Source organism: Brevibacterium sp. BDJS002, from assembly GCF_028201555.1.
Lineage (GTDB): Bacteria > Actinomycetota > Actinomycetes > Actinomycetales > Brevibacteriaceae > Brevibacterium > Brevibacterium aurantiacum.
Map to the genome: position 1 here is coordinate 762,422 of NZ_CP116392.1, position 16,513 is coordinate 778,934.

A 16,513-nucleotide genomic window follows, 5' to 3' on the forward strand; every position below is an offset into this window, starting at 1 on the left:
CCCCTCTAACGATCGGTCAGTACTTCTACCGTAAGGTAGAATCGCTGCATGACACAAGACTCTGCAGAGGCACGATCACGTGAACCGGCGTTGACCTTCACCCGGCGTGCCCGGCGCGTGCAGATCATCGACGTCACCATCGAGCTCCTCGCTGATCATGGGTATTCAGGTGTGTCGCTGTCACAGATCGCTGACCGCGCAGGAGTGACAAAGCCGACCGTCCTCTACCACTTCACCGACAAGTCCAATCTGGTCAGCAGTGTGTACCGGCATGTGCTCGACGCGGTAGTCGAATCGGTCGGTGGAGCGGTTGAGGCCGCCGAGGTGGAGGAGCGTCCCGCTGCATATGTGCGTTCCCTGGTGGCTCATTTCGTCAGGTATCCCAGCCACGCCCGCGTGAGCATCGAAGCGCTGATCCACGGAGGGGAGCGGGCGGAGAGCTCGGCACGGTGGAAGCCGGTGGCAGACCTTCTGGCAGCGGCGCGAAAGTCGCGCGGAGCAACGGATGAAGTCGAGCTGCGCACCGCCGCGCTCATCATCGGCGGAGCCATCGACGCGGTAGTCGCCGAGGCTGTCGAAGACCCGAAGTTCGATGCTGTGGCTGCCAGCGAAGAGATCGTGGAGCTGATCGAGGCGCGCTACCTGGCCGGCTGAGCCTTGCCCGCTGAGCGTGGCCGCTCAACACCGGGCGGTGACTGGTCTCACCCTGCCCACCCCTCGCGGACTTTACCAACCGGAAGGTAAAGTAAAGGCATGGTCAATGACACACGTGCGCGCATTCTGCAGGCTGCGAGGACGCTGGCTGAGAGCAATGACTCCATCCAAGGAGTCACCATCTCGCTCGAGTCCGTCGCTCAGGCCGCGGGCCTGACGAAGCCGGGACTGATGTATCACTTCCCGAACAAGGAAGCGCTCATGCTCGGCCTCGTCGATCACGCCGCACAGCAGTGGCATCAGCGACTGCACGACCATACCGGCAGCGAGCCCGTCGAGCTGTCTGCGTTCGACCGGCATCGCGCCTACGTTTCGGTCGCGACCACGGCCGAGGTGTCACGAGCCGACTACTGGATCTTCTCCGATGCGCTCTATCACCCCACGCTTGCCGCATCGTGGGATCGCTGCCTCAGCCCGTGGTTCGACATCTCAGGTCTCGGCGCAAGCGCTCGCGGCCTGCTGACGACGGCCCGATTCTGCGCCGACGGTGCCTGGATGTCAGAGGCCACCGGAGTGTTCCTGGCCGATGACCTCGCAGTCGTCCGGGGTCACGCGCTGGCACTCGTCGACAGCGCAGAGGCAGCACAGGAAGAGACAGAGCAGGAAAAGACAGCGCAGGAGGTGGACGCATGAAGAGGAAATGGGCGCTGCTGACCGGCGCTATCATCGCCGAAGTCGCTGGAACGCTGATGCTGCGAGCCACCATCGAGAATCCCCTCTGGATTCCCCTCGTCGTCATCTCCTACGCGCTGGCATTCACTCTCCTTGGGCTCACCCTTCGCTTGGGCCTGCCGATCGGAGTCGTCTACGGGACCTGGGCCGCCTTCGGCGTCGCTCTCGTCGCCGTTCTCGGAATGGTCGTCTTCGGTGACACCTTGAGCATCGGAGCCATGATCGGGATCGCGATCATCATCGTCGGCGTCGTCCTGATCGAAACCTCGACCAAGGAAAAACCGCTTGAAGCAGATGACGAGGTGAACGCATGAGCTGGTTCTGGCTGCTGCTGTCAATCGTCTGCGAAGTCGGTGCCACCCTGAGTCTGCAGGCCAGCGTCGGAATGCACCGGAAGCGCTGGCTCATTCCCGTGGGCGCGGGCTATGCCCTTGCGTTCTTCTTCCTCAGCCTCACCCTCGCCGCGGGGATGCCGCTCGGCGTCGCCTACGGTCTGTGGTCGGCCATCGGCGTCGTCCTGGTCTGCCTGCTCGGGCGCGTGATCTGGAAAGATCCGCTGACCCGACGGATGATGTTGGGGATCGGCTGCATCGTCGTCGGAGTCATCCTCGTCGAGCTCGGCTGAACTTCCTCTTCTGCGCCGGGTAGTGCCAGAATTCCTTTGAGAAGCTCACAGGAAGCTGTTAAGGTCCGAAAGTATGGCACAGGCGGGTATTTTCAGGGCAGACCTCTGTGCCCGGACCCTTTCTGCCACGCGCACAGCACCCCATCCCACCGCTGGTTACGCCAATGATTCATGGGAAGGCGCAGCAATCGGGTGGTGCGGTTCAGAGCCTTAGGCCACGCTGGCAACTTCTGATCTTCCGTTTCCTCGACGATTGAGAAAGGGCCATCGTTCAATGTCCGATGACTCCACGCCAGACACATCCCAACCCGCCGGAACAGATTCCGATACTGGTGCCAACGCACCGACTCTCGGCTCGGACGGTTCCGGGTCGTTGCGTCCCGAACGCCGAGCCTCACGCGATAAGCTCAAGGCCGACGCCAGGCGAGTGAGCCGCGAGACCGGCAAGAACCTGGGCAAGCTCGACTACAGTCGCCCCCGGCATCCGAGCGAAGACGAGCCGGAGAACAACACACAGTACCCGCACAACACCCACCCGATCCTTGTGCCGGGCATCGCGATCGACGAGCAGCGTCGCCGCTACTCCCTCGACAAGGTCATCTTCGCCGTCGCTGGCACACTCACCGTGGCCTTCGTCATCTGGGGCATCACCAGCCCCTCAAGCGTCGCCTCGGTGGCTCAGACCGCCTATGACTGGGCAACGATGAACGTCGGCTGGTTCTTCAACGTCGTCGCGATCATCATCCTCGTCGCCCTCCTCATCCTCGCGTTCTCCTCCTATGGCAAGATCCCGCTGGGCAAGGACGATGAGAAGGCGGAATTCAGCACTTTCTCCTGGGTGGCGATGCTCTTCGCCGCAGGAATCGGCATCGGCGTGCTGTTCTTCGGCCCGTCCGAACCGCTGACGTACTTCATCAGCCCACCACCGCTGACGAATGACCCAGAATCGACAGAGGCCCTGCACGGGGCCATGGCTCAGACCTACTTCCACTGGGGCTTCCACGCTTGGGCGATGTATGCCCTGGTCGGCGGCGCGATCGCCTATGCCGCCTACCGGCGCGGACGTTCGCTGCTGCTGTCTTCGATCTTCCAGACCCTCTTCGGCAAACGCCAGTCCGAGGGCTTCGCCGGCAAGCTCGTCGACATCTTCGCGATCGTGGCAACCCTGTTCGGAACCGCTGCCGCCTTGGGTATTGCCGCGATGCAGATCGGCACGGGCGTGAGCATCGTCAGCGGGGCGGGACCGATGACGAACAACATGCTCGTCGTCATCATCTGCGTCCTCACCGTGGGCTTCATCATCTCCGCGGTCTCCGGTGTCTCGAAGGGCATCCGCTACCTGTCGAGCATCAACATCATCCTCACTGTCGGCATCGTCGCTCTCGTCCTCTTCCTGGGTCCGACGCTGTTCCTGCTCAACCTGCTGCCCTCGGCGCTCATGGAGTACCTGGGCTCACTCTTCGACATGATGGGCAAGTCCCTGTCGTGGGGTGCTGAGACACAGGAATTCCAGTCCGTGTGGACCGTCTACTACTGGGCCTGGTGGATCTCCTGGTCCCCATTCGTCGGAACGTTCATCGCCCGCATCTCACGGGGCCGCAGCATCCGCCAGTTCATCCTCGGCACGATCTTCATCCCTTCGACCCTGCTCTTCGTCGCCTACGGCATCATGGGCGGAACTTCGATCTGGATGTACCGGGAGGGTGCGGCCGGGTTCTCCGACAGCATGGCTGCCCCCGAGGTGTTCTTCACCCTCATCGACAACCTCCCCTTCGTCGAATGGCTGCCCTTCGTCGCAATCGTCGTCCTCGCAATCTTCTTCATCACCTCTGCGGACTCCGCGTCGGTTGTGATGGGTATGCTGACAAGCCGCGGCGACCAGGAACCCAAGAAATGGGTCGTGGTCTTCTGGGGTCTCGTGATGTCGGGCATCGCCGTCGTCATGCTCCTCCTCGGCAATGCCAGTGCCTTGGAAGGATTGCAGCAGCTCGTCATCGTCACAGCGGTGCCGTTCGCCATCATCATGCTCTTCATCATCGTCGCGTGGTTCAAGGAGCTGCGCACCGATCCGCTCGCACTGCGGCGCGAGTACGCACAGAATGCCGTCGACAACGCGGTGGTCGCCGGTGCCGATCGCTACGGCGACGACTTCGCACTCCAGGTTGTGCAGACCGATCCGGGTGATGGCGCCAACGGCGGCATCGACTCCGAACACGAGGACTACACCGGCTGGTACCAACGCACGAATGCCGACGGGGAACCAGTCGGCTATGACTACGAGACCGGCGAATGGGCCGACGGGTGGACGCCTGAGACGACCGACGCCGAGGCGGACGGGGACGACGAACCCGAAGCCACCTCGGCGAGGTCAGAGGTCGATGGCCAACCGGAATCCCGTGTGACCGAGTGATGTGTCCGGTGTCGCGGCCGAGCGTGCCGAGGTTCGATACCTCCGGCAGTACGAGTCATGGCACATGTACGATCCGCCGCGCAGCACCGGTCGCCGGTCGTGGTCGCTGAAATGACTGCTCGTCCATTCCCAGACGTTCCCGGTCGTGTTGTGCAGGCCGAAGCCGTTGGGCGCGAACGCGTCGGCGGGAACGGTGCCCACCGGCATCGTCGGTGCGTCGGGGAAGACACCGGTGAAGGTGTTCATGTTGGCCAGTCCCTGGGGTTCGCGAACCGAACCCCAGGGGTAGGGCTGCTGTTCGAGACCGCCGCGGGAGGCGAACTCCCATTCGGTCTCAGTCGGCAGCCGGGCACCCACCCACTGCGCATACGCCTCGGCGTCGGCGTGGGAGACGTGGGTGACCGGATGCCTGGCCCAGTCGTTGAGACTCGCACCCTCGAGCGTCGATCCCGGAACACCGGGGACGCCGTTCAACCCGGGGCCGGAGGGCTGGAGCCAGGTGGCCCCTGTTACCGGACGCCACCAAGGGGTAGCCTGCACAGAGGGAGTGGTCTCGGCCAGCCCCTCGGCCAGCAGACCGGTGAAGACCAAGGAGTCACCATGAGTTTCGGCATCGGTGCGATGACCTGTCGCTGCGACGAACGCGGCGAATTGGGCGACCGTGACCGTCGTTGCCGCGATCGCGAAGCCGTTGACGCTGACCTCACGGACCGGGCCTTCCCCGTCACCGGGATAGGCCAGCGGGTCCTCGCTGCCCATGAGGAAGCTGCCGCCGGACAGGCCGATCATTGCCAGATCCTGCGGAGCCAGGGCCGCGAGCTCGGCCAGCAGCTGACTTTGGACAGCGGACGCAGCGGTCGATTCCCCGCCCGACATTCGCACCTCGGTGCGGGATTCTTCTCGCTCAACACCCACCTCGGCGGGCGAAGCCTCTTCTTGGCTCGCTCCGATGGGCGAGTTCCGTGCTGGGCCGCAGCATGAGGCCATCGATGCCACCTTCAATCCACATCTGAGAAACAGGTTCGTACGAACCTGATCCATCTTCACACCTGCGCAGTCTTCACCGCAGTTGACTTCGCAGACCATGCTTTCACAGAGAGCAGACCTGACGTTTTTGAGAAAGGACGTGACCAGCATATGCAACCGCCGAACATCGTAGTGATTCAGGCCGACCAGATGGCCGCTCAGGCACTGGGAGCCTACGGAGACACCGCAGCACTCACCCCGAACATGGATGCCCTGGCAGCCGACGGAGCGGTCTTCGATCGCGCCTACTGCAACACTCCGTTGTGCTCACCCTCGCGGGCGTCGATGATGACGGGCCGGATGCCCTCCGACATCGACTGCCTCGACAACGGTGATGACTTCGCCGCCTCGGTGCCGACGTTCGCCCACCGTCTGCGCAAGCTCGGCTACCACACCGCGCTCATCGGGCGGATGCACTTCATCGGCCCCGATCAGCACCACGGTTTCGAAGAGCGCCTGACCACCGACGTCTACCCGGCCGACCTCGACATGGTCCCCGACTGGCAGCGGCCATTGGATCAGAAGCTGCAGTGGTACCACGAGGCCGATCCGGTCTTCACCGCCGGTGCCGCGAAGGCCAACGTCCAGCAGGACTTCGATGACGAGGTGATCTTCCGGACCCTGCGTCACCTCAACGGACGGGTGCGGGCCAACCAGGCCGCCGGCGATGACCAGCCGTTCCTCATGGTCACCTCGTTCATCCACCCGCACGACCCGTACGAGCCGCCGCGCGAGCACTGGGACAGGTTCGCCGAGGTGGAGATCCCCGACCCAGCCCACCCCGAGGTTCCCGACATCGCCGAGGATCCGCACAGCCACCGGCTGCGCACGATGAGCGGACTGGACAAGAAGGAGCCGGGCACCGAGGACATCCGTCGGGCACGTCGGGCCTACTATGCGGCAGTGAGCTACATCGATGATCACATCGGCAAGATCCGTCAGCGCCTGCGTGAACTCGAGCTCGAGGACAACACGGTCATCATCGTCACCAGCGACCACGGAGACATGCTGGGGGAGAAGGGGCTGTGGTACAAAATGTCCCCGTACGAGCAGTCATCTCGTGTCCCGATCATCATCAACGGCCCCGCCGAGGCGGTCACGCCGGGTCGGTATGCCAACCCCGTGAGCCTCGTCGACCTGATGCCGACGTTGTTGGAGCTGGCAGGTACCTCGGACCCTGCTGCGACTGGCGTCTCCCTGTTCGAGTCCGCCCGGCAGGAGGCAGCGGGGGAGACCGGACCCGCTGACCGCGACGTCATCATCGAATACTTCGCCGAAGGCACGTACCGGCCGCAGGTCACACTCATCCGCGGACAGTACAAGCTCACGATCTGCCCGGGCGATCCCGAGCTGCTCTTCGACCTCGAATCCGATCCCGACGAGCTGGTCAATCGGGCCGGCGATGCCGCATATGCCGAACTCGTGGCCACGATGCGCGCAGAGCTCGACTCGCGCTATGACCTCGAGCATCTCGAAGAGCATGTGCTCGGCAGCCAGTCGAGTCGGCAGCTCGTCGCCGATGCGCTCAAGATCGGCACGGTCCGGCACTGGGATTACGATCCGGAACCCGAGAACGGCTACGTGCGCGGAGACTTCTGGACCGCTTTCAGGTTCGGAAAGATCCCCGACACCACCGCCTGAGGGCGCGGGCTGCGCTGGCTAGCCGCGAAGTCGTCGAGAGCCGACCGCATCATCGAAAGGTGAGTCCCTGCGGTCGGCTCTCCGCGCTCCGGTCGGCTCTCGACGGTGAGGCGTGCGCTCGACGACTCCGCGATCATTGCGCCGCTCACACCCGGGTCGTTGTACGGTGGAAGTGCGGTCGACCGAGACAAGCTGAGTTGCTTGTCGGCGCGGACGAACATGGCCGGGAGGACAGGCATGCTCACTGACAAACCCTCGAGACGATACCTGGCGTGGCCTGTCGTGATCGGTGCCGCAGCGGCGATCACCGCATGCAGTATGGGCGAGGCCAGCACGGATGACCGTTCGGCGAAGACAGAGAACACACCGCAGGTGAGTGTCCAAGCGGAGCCAGTCTGCGGTCTTGTCGACGAGGCCGTAGTCGAGGAGGTGCTCGGCACGACCGATGTGAGCACGACCGGTACCGCGGCTCGGGCGCAGGACGAAGGAGTCGGAGTGGACTCGGAGGCAACCGACTGCATCATCACACCCCGAGATGCGAAGCACCCAGCGATCACCGTCGAGGTCGAACAGGTCAGCGACGAAGACGAGACCCGCACGAGAGTGCAGGACGAATCCAGTGGGCCCGACTGCGACTGGCTCGCTGATCCCGACTACGAGGGGTATATCTGCGATGTGGCAACAGCAGGTCATGGGCACGATGTGGGAATCAAAGCGGTCAGGGACGGCACCCTGATCCACGTGAGCATCAGCGGATGGTCGGACTCGAATTCGGATAGACGAACGGCATTGACACAAGTAGCCACCAGCAGTGTGTTCTTCTCCTTTGCACCGGAGGAACGGTGACCCTGACCCGGCCCCCACCTCGGCGGGGATAATTCACTCAGCATTGGGCGAGTTGCAGGTCACACTCTCAGACTCCGGTGGCATCATCTGGAGTAGGAGGGATGTCATGACCAATTTCGAGTGGACATCTGAAGTCCCGCTCGCCGCCGAGACAACCTATCTCTGGCACGCACAGCCCGGAGCACTGACTCGGCTGTCCCCGCACTGGGCCCAGGAGATCGTCGAGGAGAGCTACCCTCCGCTCGCACCCGGGTCGGTGGCCCAGGTCAGAACGAGTGTGCCCGGCAGCTACGGCCTCGTCCGGCGACCATTCAGCTCCATCCATTCCGAGGGACCGTCCCGGTTCTCCTTCGTCGATGAACTCAAGAAGGGCCCACTGAGTCAGTGGAAGCACACCCACGAGTTCACCTCGGTCGCCGGGGGAACCAAGATCGATGACCACATCGACTTCTCGATGGCCCCGGCAGGCTTCGATGCGATCGACCGCAGCCTCATCCACAACTTGGAAGCGACCTTCGAGGCCAGACAGCGGCGCATGCTCATGGACATCGAGTTTCTCGAGCGCATGAACGCACCGCTGCTGACGCACAAGAAGGGCAAACGCATCCTCATCGCCGGTGGCAGCGGACTCGTCGGCCGGCAGGTCGCGGCACTCTTCTCCACCGCAGGACATTTCGTGCGTCTGCTCGTGCGTCGGACTCCGAAGGTCGAATACGAATCGCACTGGAATCCCGAACTGGGAATCATCAACCCGCGCGACCTGGCCTGGGCGGATGCGGTCGTTCACTTGGGCGGGCGTACCATCGCCACCCGGTTCACGAAGAAGGCGAAAGAGGAGATCCGCTCCTCACGCATCGACTCGACGACCCTGTTGGCAGTGACGATGCGCACCCTGCCCGAGGCGAAACGTCCCGAGGTCTTCGTCTGCGCTTCCGCCGTCGGGATCTACGGCTCCCATGCTGAGGTGCCGGTGGACGAGACCGCTCCTGCCGGGGAGGGCTTCCTCGCTGACGTGTGTCAGGAATGGGAAGCCGCAGCCGCCAGCGTCGAGGAGGCGGGCATCCGTCGGGTCTCGATCCGTTCGGGTATTGCACTGACCTCGTTGAGCGGATTCCTCAAGCTCCAGACACCTTTGTACTTGGCCGGTGCCGGAGGCCGATTGGGCAGCGGTGAACAGGGACTGGCCTGGGTCTCCCTTGACGATCTGGCCAGATCATATGTGCACGCGGTGCTCACCGACTATGTGCATGGACCCGTCAATGCCGTGGCCCCGGACATGGTGTCGCAGGGGGAGTTCGCCGAGGCGCTCGCCGCCCATCTGCATCGACCGGCTCGAATCCCAACGCCTGGTTTCGTCACGGAACTGGTGCTCGGCGCCGACGGAGCCAAGGAGCTTGCCCTGGCCGATCAGAAGGTGCGCCCGGAGAGGCTCGAAGAGACCGGATACCAGTTCGCCCACCCCACGCTGTCTGACTGCCTCGAGGAGGAACTCGGCAGTGGAGCGTGAAGTGGGCGAAACGCTCAGAGACGCTTTCCGGCGATCTCGGCACCGGCGGTCAGTGACTGCAGCTTCGCAATGGCGATCTCAGGGTGGACGCGTCCGCCCAGACCGCAGTCCGTTGAGGCCATGACATTGTCGGGACCGACGAGCTTCGCGAAGCGTTCGATGCGATCGGCGACGAGTTCAGGATGCTCGACGACGTTGGTGGAGTGGGAGACGATGCCCGGGATGAGGTACTTGCCCTCGGGCAGCTTCGTGTCTTCCCAGATCCGCCATTCGTGTTCGTGGCGGACGTTGGCTGCTTCGAAGGTGATGCCCGCGGCATTGAGCGTGAGCACCTGATCGACGATCTCCTTGAACGGCAGATCCGTCACGTGCGGTCCGTGCCAGGAGCCCCAGCAGGTGTGGATGCGCACCTGAGCCGGATCGATGCCGCGCAGTGCGTGGTTGAGGGCATCGATGCGGACCTGGATGAACGAGCGGTAGTCGGCGAAGGACGGTTCCGGGTTGATCTGGTCGAAGTTCTCGGCCAGGGAAGGGTCGTCGATCTGAACTGTCAGACCCGCCTCGGTGATGGCGAGGTATTCCTCACGCAGCACATCGGCCCACGCCCAGATGAACTCCTCATCGGTCTTGTAGAACTCATTGGCGATGCGCGACGCCGAGCCGGGGGACAGGGCGTTGATGTAGCCGTCGCGTTCACCGTAGCCGGCGGCCGCGAGACCGGCTTTGAGGTTGGCGATGTCGCTGGCGACCTGGTCCTGGCCCACGTAGCTGATGGCGCTGGTGGCCTTGGGGAACTGCGGCTGGTCACCGGTGTCGGTGCCGGCGTTGGCGTCGCCGTAGACGCCGGGGAAGAGGTTGCGGTCACGGCGGTCACCGAAGCTGGTCAGTACCGGCTTGCCCGGTTCTGAGCGCACGGCCGGTGCATCCCACTTGTCGACATTGTCGAGTTCGAGTCCGCCGGTGCGGGCGAAGGAGTAGTGCCACCAGGCGCCGTAGTCGAAGTCCGCGGCCATCGAATGACCGTACTCCCCGTCGTTGGGGTTCGTGATGCCCAGGTCCTTCTGGCGTTTGACGAGGTCGGCCACGCTGGCGGCGAGGAGCTCGTCGAATTCCTGTGTCGCAGCCTCGGAGACGGTTTCGCCGGCGAGGCGGGCGTGGTTCTGAGCCTGCTTGACCTTGTTGGCTTCGATGAGTTCGGGGGTGCGGGGTAAGGATCCTGCGTGCGAGGTGCGGATCGTGGCCATGTGTGACTCCTCTGGTTGTGAAGCGGCATTTCAGGCGAATCGTTCACCCTTAGGCAATCACATAAGCCGGTCCGCATGCGAGGGCGTTGTCATGATGAGTCACGTGGTGGGGCTGCCTGCTGGGGAAGTGGGTGCGGTCCTCGCTCCACGGACCTACAGTGATGACATGAGTCAGCAGGCTTCCTCCGGAAGGCCCGAACGGGCGGCCGGTCCCGGGTGGACGGCGCGAATCCTGCTTTGGGCGGCCTTGGTCATCGGCTCGCTGCCGGAATTGGTGATGATGCCGATGATGTTCGACGGGGTGGTTCACGAATTCTTTACCCTGTACTCGGCCCTGACCGTCGTCGTGGCGATCCTCCAGATCGTCCTCGGGATCGGCGCACTTCTCGTTGTGAAGGCCAGCCCGATGAGGATGCGACTGTTCGGGATGGGACTGTTCTTGGCCGTCAGCATCTATGCATTCGCCCTGCCGCATCTGATGCCGATCATTGTGAATCGTGTTGTCGGCAGCCTCAACGGCTTCGGGAGCTTCGGCGGCTTCGAACTGGCGATGACCATCCAGAGCATCATCTGGACCTTCCACGGCGGACTAGTGCTGGCCGGAACACTTATCGCCTGGAATCTCGCGCGCAACAGAGTTTGGTGGACTCATCTCGTGGCTGCTGGCTATGCGCTGCTGATGGGACTTGTGATCGCCTTTGTCGAATGGGCTTTGAACTCACTTGGTTCCTCATTCGCAACATCGGTCATGCTCACACAGCTTGTGAGTCTGGGTCTGACCCTCGCCGGTTTCATGCTCCTGCACCTGCTCGGGGCGAGGCCGGACTGGTCAGTGCGTCCGCTGGCCTCCGCACGCTTTCCCGCCGGGTACTGAATGCGCTCAGATTATCGCCGTCGCCTGCTTTGGTCCCGACGTCGTCCGCTTTCTCGACCGGAAGTTCGCCCGACGCTTTTCGGAATCACCCAAGGACGAAGCTACCCAGCCAGCTCAACGATGGGCGCTGAACGATTGGTATCGCTGTCTGCTGGCCTCGTCGATCACCGGCGCACTCTTGGTCGTGGGCATTTTCGTGGCTGGCTGGGCTGACTCGTTCTGGTTGCTGTACTGGCTCATCGTCGTCGTATTCACCGCTGCCGTCTGGGCCGTCCTCGGCCCTGTCCGTGAGAGTCGACGAAAGCGTCGAGCCCACATGTCCGGCAGGAAGAGTGGAGGAAGCGAGCCTGATTCAGGCGACTCGTAGGCAGATCAACAGAGGGGACCGCCTGTCCGTAGACAGACGATCCCCTCGCTGAAGCTAAGCTCAGCCGACAGCTCAGCCGAAGTGCTTCGGCAGCGTCCCCTCGTGGGTCTCGCGCAGCTCGTCAAGACCGATTTCGAAGTGATCGACGACCTCGAGGACCGGTGCCTCGTCGCCGGTGTCGGTCATGCCGATGCGGATGAACGGGAAGTGCCTGGCGGTGCACATGTCCTTGAAACGGACTTCTTCGGAGCGAGGCACGGCCACGATCGCACGCGCGGTGGACTCGGAGAACAGAGCGGTGAACACGTCGATGTCGTCGCGTTCGCACACCTCGTCGAGCCAGATGCGGGCACCGGTGCCATAGCGCAGGCAGGACTCGATGAGCGCCTGCGACAGACCGCCTTCGGACAGGTCGTGCGCGGAATCGATCATGCCATCACGGGAGGAGTTGATGAGGATCTCACCGAGCTCCTTCTCCGTACCCGGCTTGTACTGCGGTGGCACGCCGCCGAGGTGGCCGGCAGTCACGTCGGCCCACGCCGAACCGTCGAGTTCGGCTTCGGTCGTACCGAGCAGGTAGATGGTCTGGCCCGGTTCCTTCCAGCCACTCGGGGTGGCGCGGGTGACATCGTCGAAGACGCCGAGGACACCGACGACCGGGGTCGGGTGGATGGCCACGCCACCGGTCTGGTTGTAGAGGGAGACGTTGCCGCCGGTCACGGGAATTCCCATGTCCTGGCACGCCTCGGCGAGGCCTTCGACGGCGGCCGCGAACTGCCACATGATCTCCGGGTCCTCGGGGGAGCCGAAGTTGAGGCAGTCGGTGACCGCGCGAGGGATAGCCCCGGCGGTGGTGACGTTGCGGTAGGCCTCGGCCAGCGCCAGCGCCGACCCGCGAGCCGGATCGAGGTAGCAGTAGCGGCCGTTGGCGTCGGTGGCGATGGCGACGCCGAGCCCGGACTCCTCGTCGACACGGATGACTCCGGCATCGTCAGGGAAAGCCTGGGCGGTGTTGCCCTGCACGTACTTGTCGTACTGGGAGGTGATCCAGTCCTTCGACGCCAGGTTCGGTGCTCCGGCCAGCTGCAGCACGGTCGAGCGCAGCTCGTCGTTGCTCTCAGGCTTGACCAGGCCAGCGGCCTCCACGGTGTTCGCGGACACCTCGGCGGTCCATGACGGCTCGGCCATCGGACGTTCGTAGACCGGTCCGTCGTGTGCGACTGAGCGTGGGGGAACATCGACGATGACGTCGCCGTGCCATTCGATGACGAGGCGTTCGGAGTCGGTGACCTCGCCGAGGACGGAGGTCTCGACGTCCCATTTGCCCACGATCGCCAGGAAGTCATCAAGTCGTTCGGGGGTGACCACGGCCATCATGCGCTCCTGCGACTCCGACATGAGGATCTCCTCAGGTGTCAGGGTCTCATCGCGCAGCAGCACGTCGTCGAGTGCGATGTGCATGCCGCCGTCACCGTTGGATGCCAGTTCCGAGGTCGCGCAGCTGATGCCGGCGGCTCCGAGGTCCTGGATGCCTTCGACGACTCCGGCGTGGAAGAGTTCGAGGCAGCATTCGATGAGGACCTTCTCGGCGAAGGGGTCGCCGACCTGCACGGCCGGACGCTTCGAGGGCTTCGTGTCGTCGAAGGACTCAGAGGCGAGGATCGAGGCTCCGCCGATGCCGTCGCCACCGGTGCGGGCACCGAAGAGGATGACCTTATTGCCCTTGCCTGAAGCATTGGCCAGGCGAATGTCCTCGTGGCGCATGACACCGACGGCGAGGGCGTTGACCAGGGGGTTTCCCTGGTAGACGGAGTCGAAGACGGTCTCCCCGCCGATGTTGGGCAGGCCCAGGGAGTTGCCGTAGTTGCTGATTCCGGACACGACTCCGTGCAGCACGCGGGAGGTGTCGGGGTGGTCGATGGCACCGAAGCGCAGCTGATCCATCACGGCCACGGGGCGGGCGCCCATCGAGATGATGTCGCGCACGATTCCGCCCACACCGGTGGCGGCACCCTGGTGGGGTTCGACGTAGCTGGGGTGGTTGTGGGACTCGACCTTGAAGGTCACGGCCCAGCCGTCGCCGATGTCGACGACGCCGGCGTTCTCACCGATGCCCACGAGCAGGTGCTTCTTCATGTCCTCGGTGACCTTGTCACCGAACTTCGACAGGTGGACCTTGGAAGACTTGTAGGAGCAGTGCTCGGACCACATGACCGAGTACATCGCCAGCTCCGCCGAGGTGGGGCGACGTCCCAGGATCTCGCGGATCTGCGCGTATTCGTCGGCCTTCAACCCGAGGTCGGCGTAGGGCTGATCCACGTCGGGATTGGCAGCAGCGAACTCGACGGTCTCCTTCACCTTTTTGGAAGTGGCCTGATCGGTTTCGACCTGCTGGGATTCGACCTGCGTGGAATTCGCAGAGTTGAGGTTACTCGACATGTCCTCTTAATGGCCCTTTCATACGACACGGCATCAGAGCCAATCTTAGCCGTGGTGCGGGGGAGGAGGGGAAGCCGGTCTCATCGATGAGCGGATTATGTGATCGAACCGACCAGTAGTCTGCGCCACATGCGGGTATCGCCCAGGGTCTCGCCAATTAGAATATGGGCCATGGCAACTCCCAAGATCGTCCTGTTCTACGTATTCACCCCTCTTGCCGACCCGGAAGCGGTCAAGCTGTGGCAGCACACGCTGGCCGAGAGTCTCGGTCTCAAGGGGCGCGTGATCGTGTCGAAGGACGGCATCAATGCCACCATCGGCGGAGACATCTTCGACGTCAAGAAGTATGTGCGAGCCACACGGTCCTACGAGCCGTTCAAGAAGGCCGACATCAAATGGTCCAACGGCGAAGGCGATGACTTCCCACGGCTGAGCGTCAAGGTGAGGCCCGAGCTCGTGACCTTCGGCACCGATGATGAGATCACGGTGACCGAAGCCGGAGTCGAGGGCGGCGGTGAGCACCTCAAACCCGGTGCGCTGCACAAACTCCTCGACGAACGCGGCGACGAGGTCGTCTTCTTCGACGGACGCAACGCGATGGAGGCCCAGATCGGGAAGTTCCGCGACGCGATCGTGCCGGAGACGGACACCACCAGAGACTTCATCGACGAGATCGAATCAGGCAAGTACGACGATCTCAAGGGCAAACCGGTCGTCACCTACTGCACCGGCGGCATCCGTTGCGAGGTCCTGTCCGTGCTCATGAAGAACCGCGGCTTCGAAGAGGTCTACCAGCTCGATGGCGGAATCGTCCGCTATGGAGAGACCTTCGGCAACACGGGATACTGGGACGGGTCCCTCTACGTCTTCGACAAGCGCATGCATGTGGAATTCGGCGACGGTGCTGAATCGATCGGCCACTGCGTCGCGTGTGAGAAGCCGACCCCGAACTTCGTCAACTGCGCGAATCTGGACTGCCGGCAACAGTACTTGCGCTGCGAGGACTGCACCGAGAAGAACCGTCAGCCCTACTGTTCGGACTGTGTGCAGGCAGGCATCCCAGCCGAGGTGACCGCTGGCTGATCTGCCGGTGCAGTTGCTCGGGTGATCACTGCAGTCGCTCGGAAGATCAGCGCAGCAGGCTCTTCGTCGCGGCCCCGATATCGGTCCACCTGAACTCGAACCCTGCTTCTTCCAACCGCTTCGGGTAGGCCCACCTGCTTTTGAGCACCAGTTCCGATTCCTGGCGCAACACCATCATTCCCAGCTCCAACAGCCAGCGCGGTGCCGGAATGCCGATCGGCATTCGCACGGCACGTCGCAGGGCCGCCATCAGTGTGGTGTTGTCCGAGATGCCTGGGCTCGAGACGTTGAGTGCCCCGGTCATCTCCTCATGGTCGTCGATGAACCGGATGGCACGCACTACATCATCGATATGCACCCAGCTGAACCGCTGCCTGCCATGGCTGAGTTCGTGTCTGCGCCACACACGAGGGCCTGAGGCGTTCGGGCCGATGCCGCGGTATCTCGTGTGCCCGAACCACCGCCCCTCCAGCTGAGGGCCGCCGACACCGAATCTGGCTGCGGTGGCGAGCATATTCAGAGCCGCACCATCGCCGAGCACGATCGCCATGCGCAAGGCCACCCGTCTGGTACCGGGCAGGTCACCGCGGAAGAATTCGTGTTCCCACCCTTTGGCCACATCAACGGAGAAGCCCTCACCGATGTCACCGTCGTCTTCTGTCTGCGGTCGGTCCATGGCGTGGCGGTAGATCGTGGCCGTGCTCGAGTTGATCCACAGCCGAGGTGGCGCCGAGGCGGCCCTGACCGCATCGTTGAGCGTGCGTGTGGTCAGCACCCGGGAGTCCCAGATGTCGCGTCGGTTGGAATCGGTGTACCTGCAGCCCACGCTGCGGCCGGCGAAGTTGATGAGCAGGTCGGCACCATCGATGGCGGCGGCAATCGCCTGCGGATCGTCCCATGAGACATGTGCGCCCGACGTTGGAGCCCGGCCGATGGTCCGAACTTGATAACCCCAGGACTCAAGGGGCGCAAGGAGTGAAGTGCCGATGAAGCCGGAGGCGCCGGCGATGACGGCCGTGGGTCGGAGGGAGGTCTCTTCCGCAGTCATAAAGCGACCGTAACACC

14 protein-coding genes are annotated in these 16,513 nt (G+C 63.5%); 10 read left to right on the forward strand and 4 right to left on the reverse strand.

What is annotated here, in order from left to right; genetic code table 11:
• Positions 1–48: 48 nt before the first annotated feature.
• The 5 genes from PGC08_RS03540 (at position 49) to PGC08_RS03560 (ending at position 4,421) form a co-directional block, all read left to right on the forward strand.
• Complete coding sequence (locus PGC08_RS03540) at positions 49–654, forward strand: TetR/AcrR family transcriptional regulator (RefSeq protein WP_009884360.1); 606 nt, start codon at positions 49–51, stop codon at positions 652–654.
• Positions 655–753: 99 nt separating this feature from the next.
• Entirely contained in the window at positions 754–1,347 is a 594-nt protein-coding gene (locus PGC08_RS03545; RefSeq protein WP_271709534.1) for a TetR/AcrR family transcriptional regulator, read from the forward strand.
• Positions 1,344–1,700 (forward strand): DMT family transporter, encoded by a 357-nt coding sequence (locus PGC08_RS03550; protein ID WP_127362770.1) that lies wholly within the window; start codon positions 1,344–1,346, stop codon positions 1,698–1,700. The genes PGC08_RS03545 and PGC08_RS03550 overlap by 4 nt, the downstream gene beginning before the upstream one ends.
• Entirely contained in the window at positions 1,697–2,011 is a 315-nt protein-coding gene (locus PGC08_RS03555; protein ID WP_101557522.1) for a DMT family transporter, read from the forward strand. The genes PGC08_RS03550 and PGC08_RS03555 overlap by 4 nt, the downstream gene beginning before the upstream one ends.
• Before the next feature lie 274 nt (positions 2,012–2,285).
• Positions 2,286–4,421 carry a BCCT family transporter gene (locus PGC08_RS03560; RefSeq protein WP_114319943.1) on the forward strand — a complete coding sequence of 712 codons (2,136 nt, stop codon included), beginning with the start codon at positions 2,286–2,288 and terminating at the stop codon, positions 4,419–4,421.
• On the opposite strand, the gene PGC08_RS03565 is transcribed toward PGC08_RS03560, so the two are convergent.
• Complete coding sequence (locus tag PGC08_RS03565) at positions 4,380–5,408, reverse strand: SUMF1/EgtB/PvdO family nonheme iron enzyme (RefSeq protein ID WP_271709535.1); 1,029 nt, start codon at positions 5,406–5,408, stop codon at positions 4,380–4,382. The two genes, PGC08_RS03560 and PGC08_RS03565, sit on opposite strands and share 42 nt — an antisense overlap.
• A 150-nt stretch (positions 5,409–5,558) precedes the next feature.
• Here PGC08_RS03565 and betC point away from each other — a divergent pair, with 150 nt between their 5' ends.
• From betC to PGC08_RS03580, 3 genes are all read left to right on the forward strand, one after another.
• Positions 5,559–7,088 (forward strand): choline-sulfatase, encoded by a 1,530-nt coding sequence (betC, locus tag PGC08_RS03570; protein WP_271709536.1) that lies wholly within the window; start codon positions 5,559–5,561, stop codon positions 7,086–7,088.
• A 237-nt stretch (positions 7,089–7,325) separates the two neighbouring features.
• Positions 7,326–7,934, forward strand: a complete 609-nt coding sequence (locus tag PGC08_RS03575) for a hypothetical protein (RefSeq protein ID WP_096158210.1) — start codon at positions 7,326–7,328, stop codon at positions 7,932–7,934.
• A 106-nt stretch (positions 7,935–8,040) separates the two neighbouring features.
• Complete coding sequence (locus tag PGC08_RS03580; RefSeq protein WP_096161328.1) at positions 8,041–9,441, forward strand: TIGR01777 family oxidoreductase; 1,401 nt, start codon at positions 8,041–8,043, stop codon at positions 9,439–9,441.
• Between the two features lie 14 nt (positions 9,442–9,455).
• Here the strand turns inward: PGC08_RS03580 and PGC08_RS03585 are convergent, their stop codons facing one another.
• A complete protein-coding gene (locus PGC08_RS03585) occupies positions 9,456–10,685 on the reverse strand; it encodes a cobalamin-independent methionine synthase II family protein (RefSeq protein WP_069599479.1) in 1,230 nt (409 codons plus the stop codon).
• 166 nt (positions 10,686–10,851) lie between these two features.
• Between PGC08_RS03585 and PGC08_RS03590 the strand changes: the two genes are divergently transcribed.
• Positions 10,852–11,559 carry a hypothetical protein gene (locus PGC08_RS03590; RefSeq protein ID WP_125187738.1) on the forward strand — a complete coding sequence of 236 codons (708 nt, stop codon included), beginning with the start codon at positions 10,852–10,854 and terminating at the stop codon, positions 11,557–11,559.
• A gap of 439 nt (positions 11,560–11,998) precedes the next feature.
• Here PGC08_RS03590 and purL read toward each other — a convergent pair whose 3' ends face one another.
• The gene (gene purL, locus PGC08_RS03595; RefSeq protein WP_271709537.1) at positions 11,999–14,365 is read right to left on the reverse strand and encodes a phosphoribosylformylglycinamidine synthase subunit PurL; all 2,367 of its coding nucleotides are present in this window, start codon (positions 14,363–14,365) and stop codon (positions 11,999–12,001) included.
• Between the two features lie 171 nt (positions 14,366–14,536).
• On the opposite strand from purL, the gene trhO reads away from it, so the two are divergent.
• Entirely contained in the window at positions 14,537–15,448 is a 912-nt protein-coding gene (gene trhO / locus PGC08_RS03600) for an oxygen-dependent tRNA uridine(34) hydroxylase TrhO (RefSeq protein WP_009884372.1), read from the forward strand.
• 46 nt (positions 15,449–15,494) lie between these two features.
• Here trhO and PGC08_RS03605 read toward each other — a convergent pair whose 3' ends face one another.
• Positions 15,495–16,496 (reverse strand): epimerase, encoded by a 1,002-nt coding sequence (locus PGC08_RS03605; protein ID WP_271709538.1) that lies wholly within the window; start codon positions 16,494–16,496, stop codon positions 15,495–15,497.
• Between the last annotated feature and the right edge of the window lie 17 nt (positions 16,497–16,513).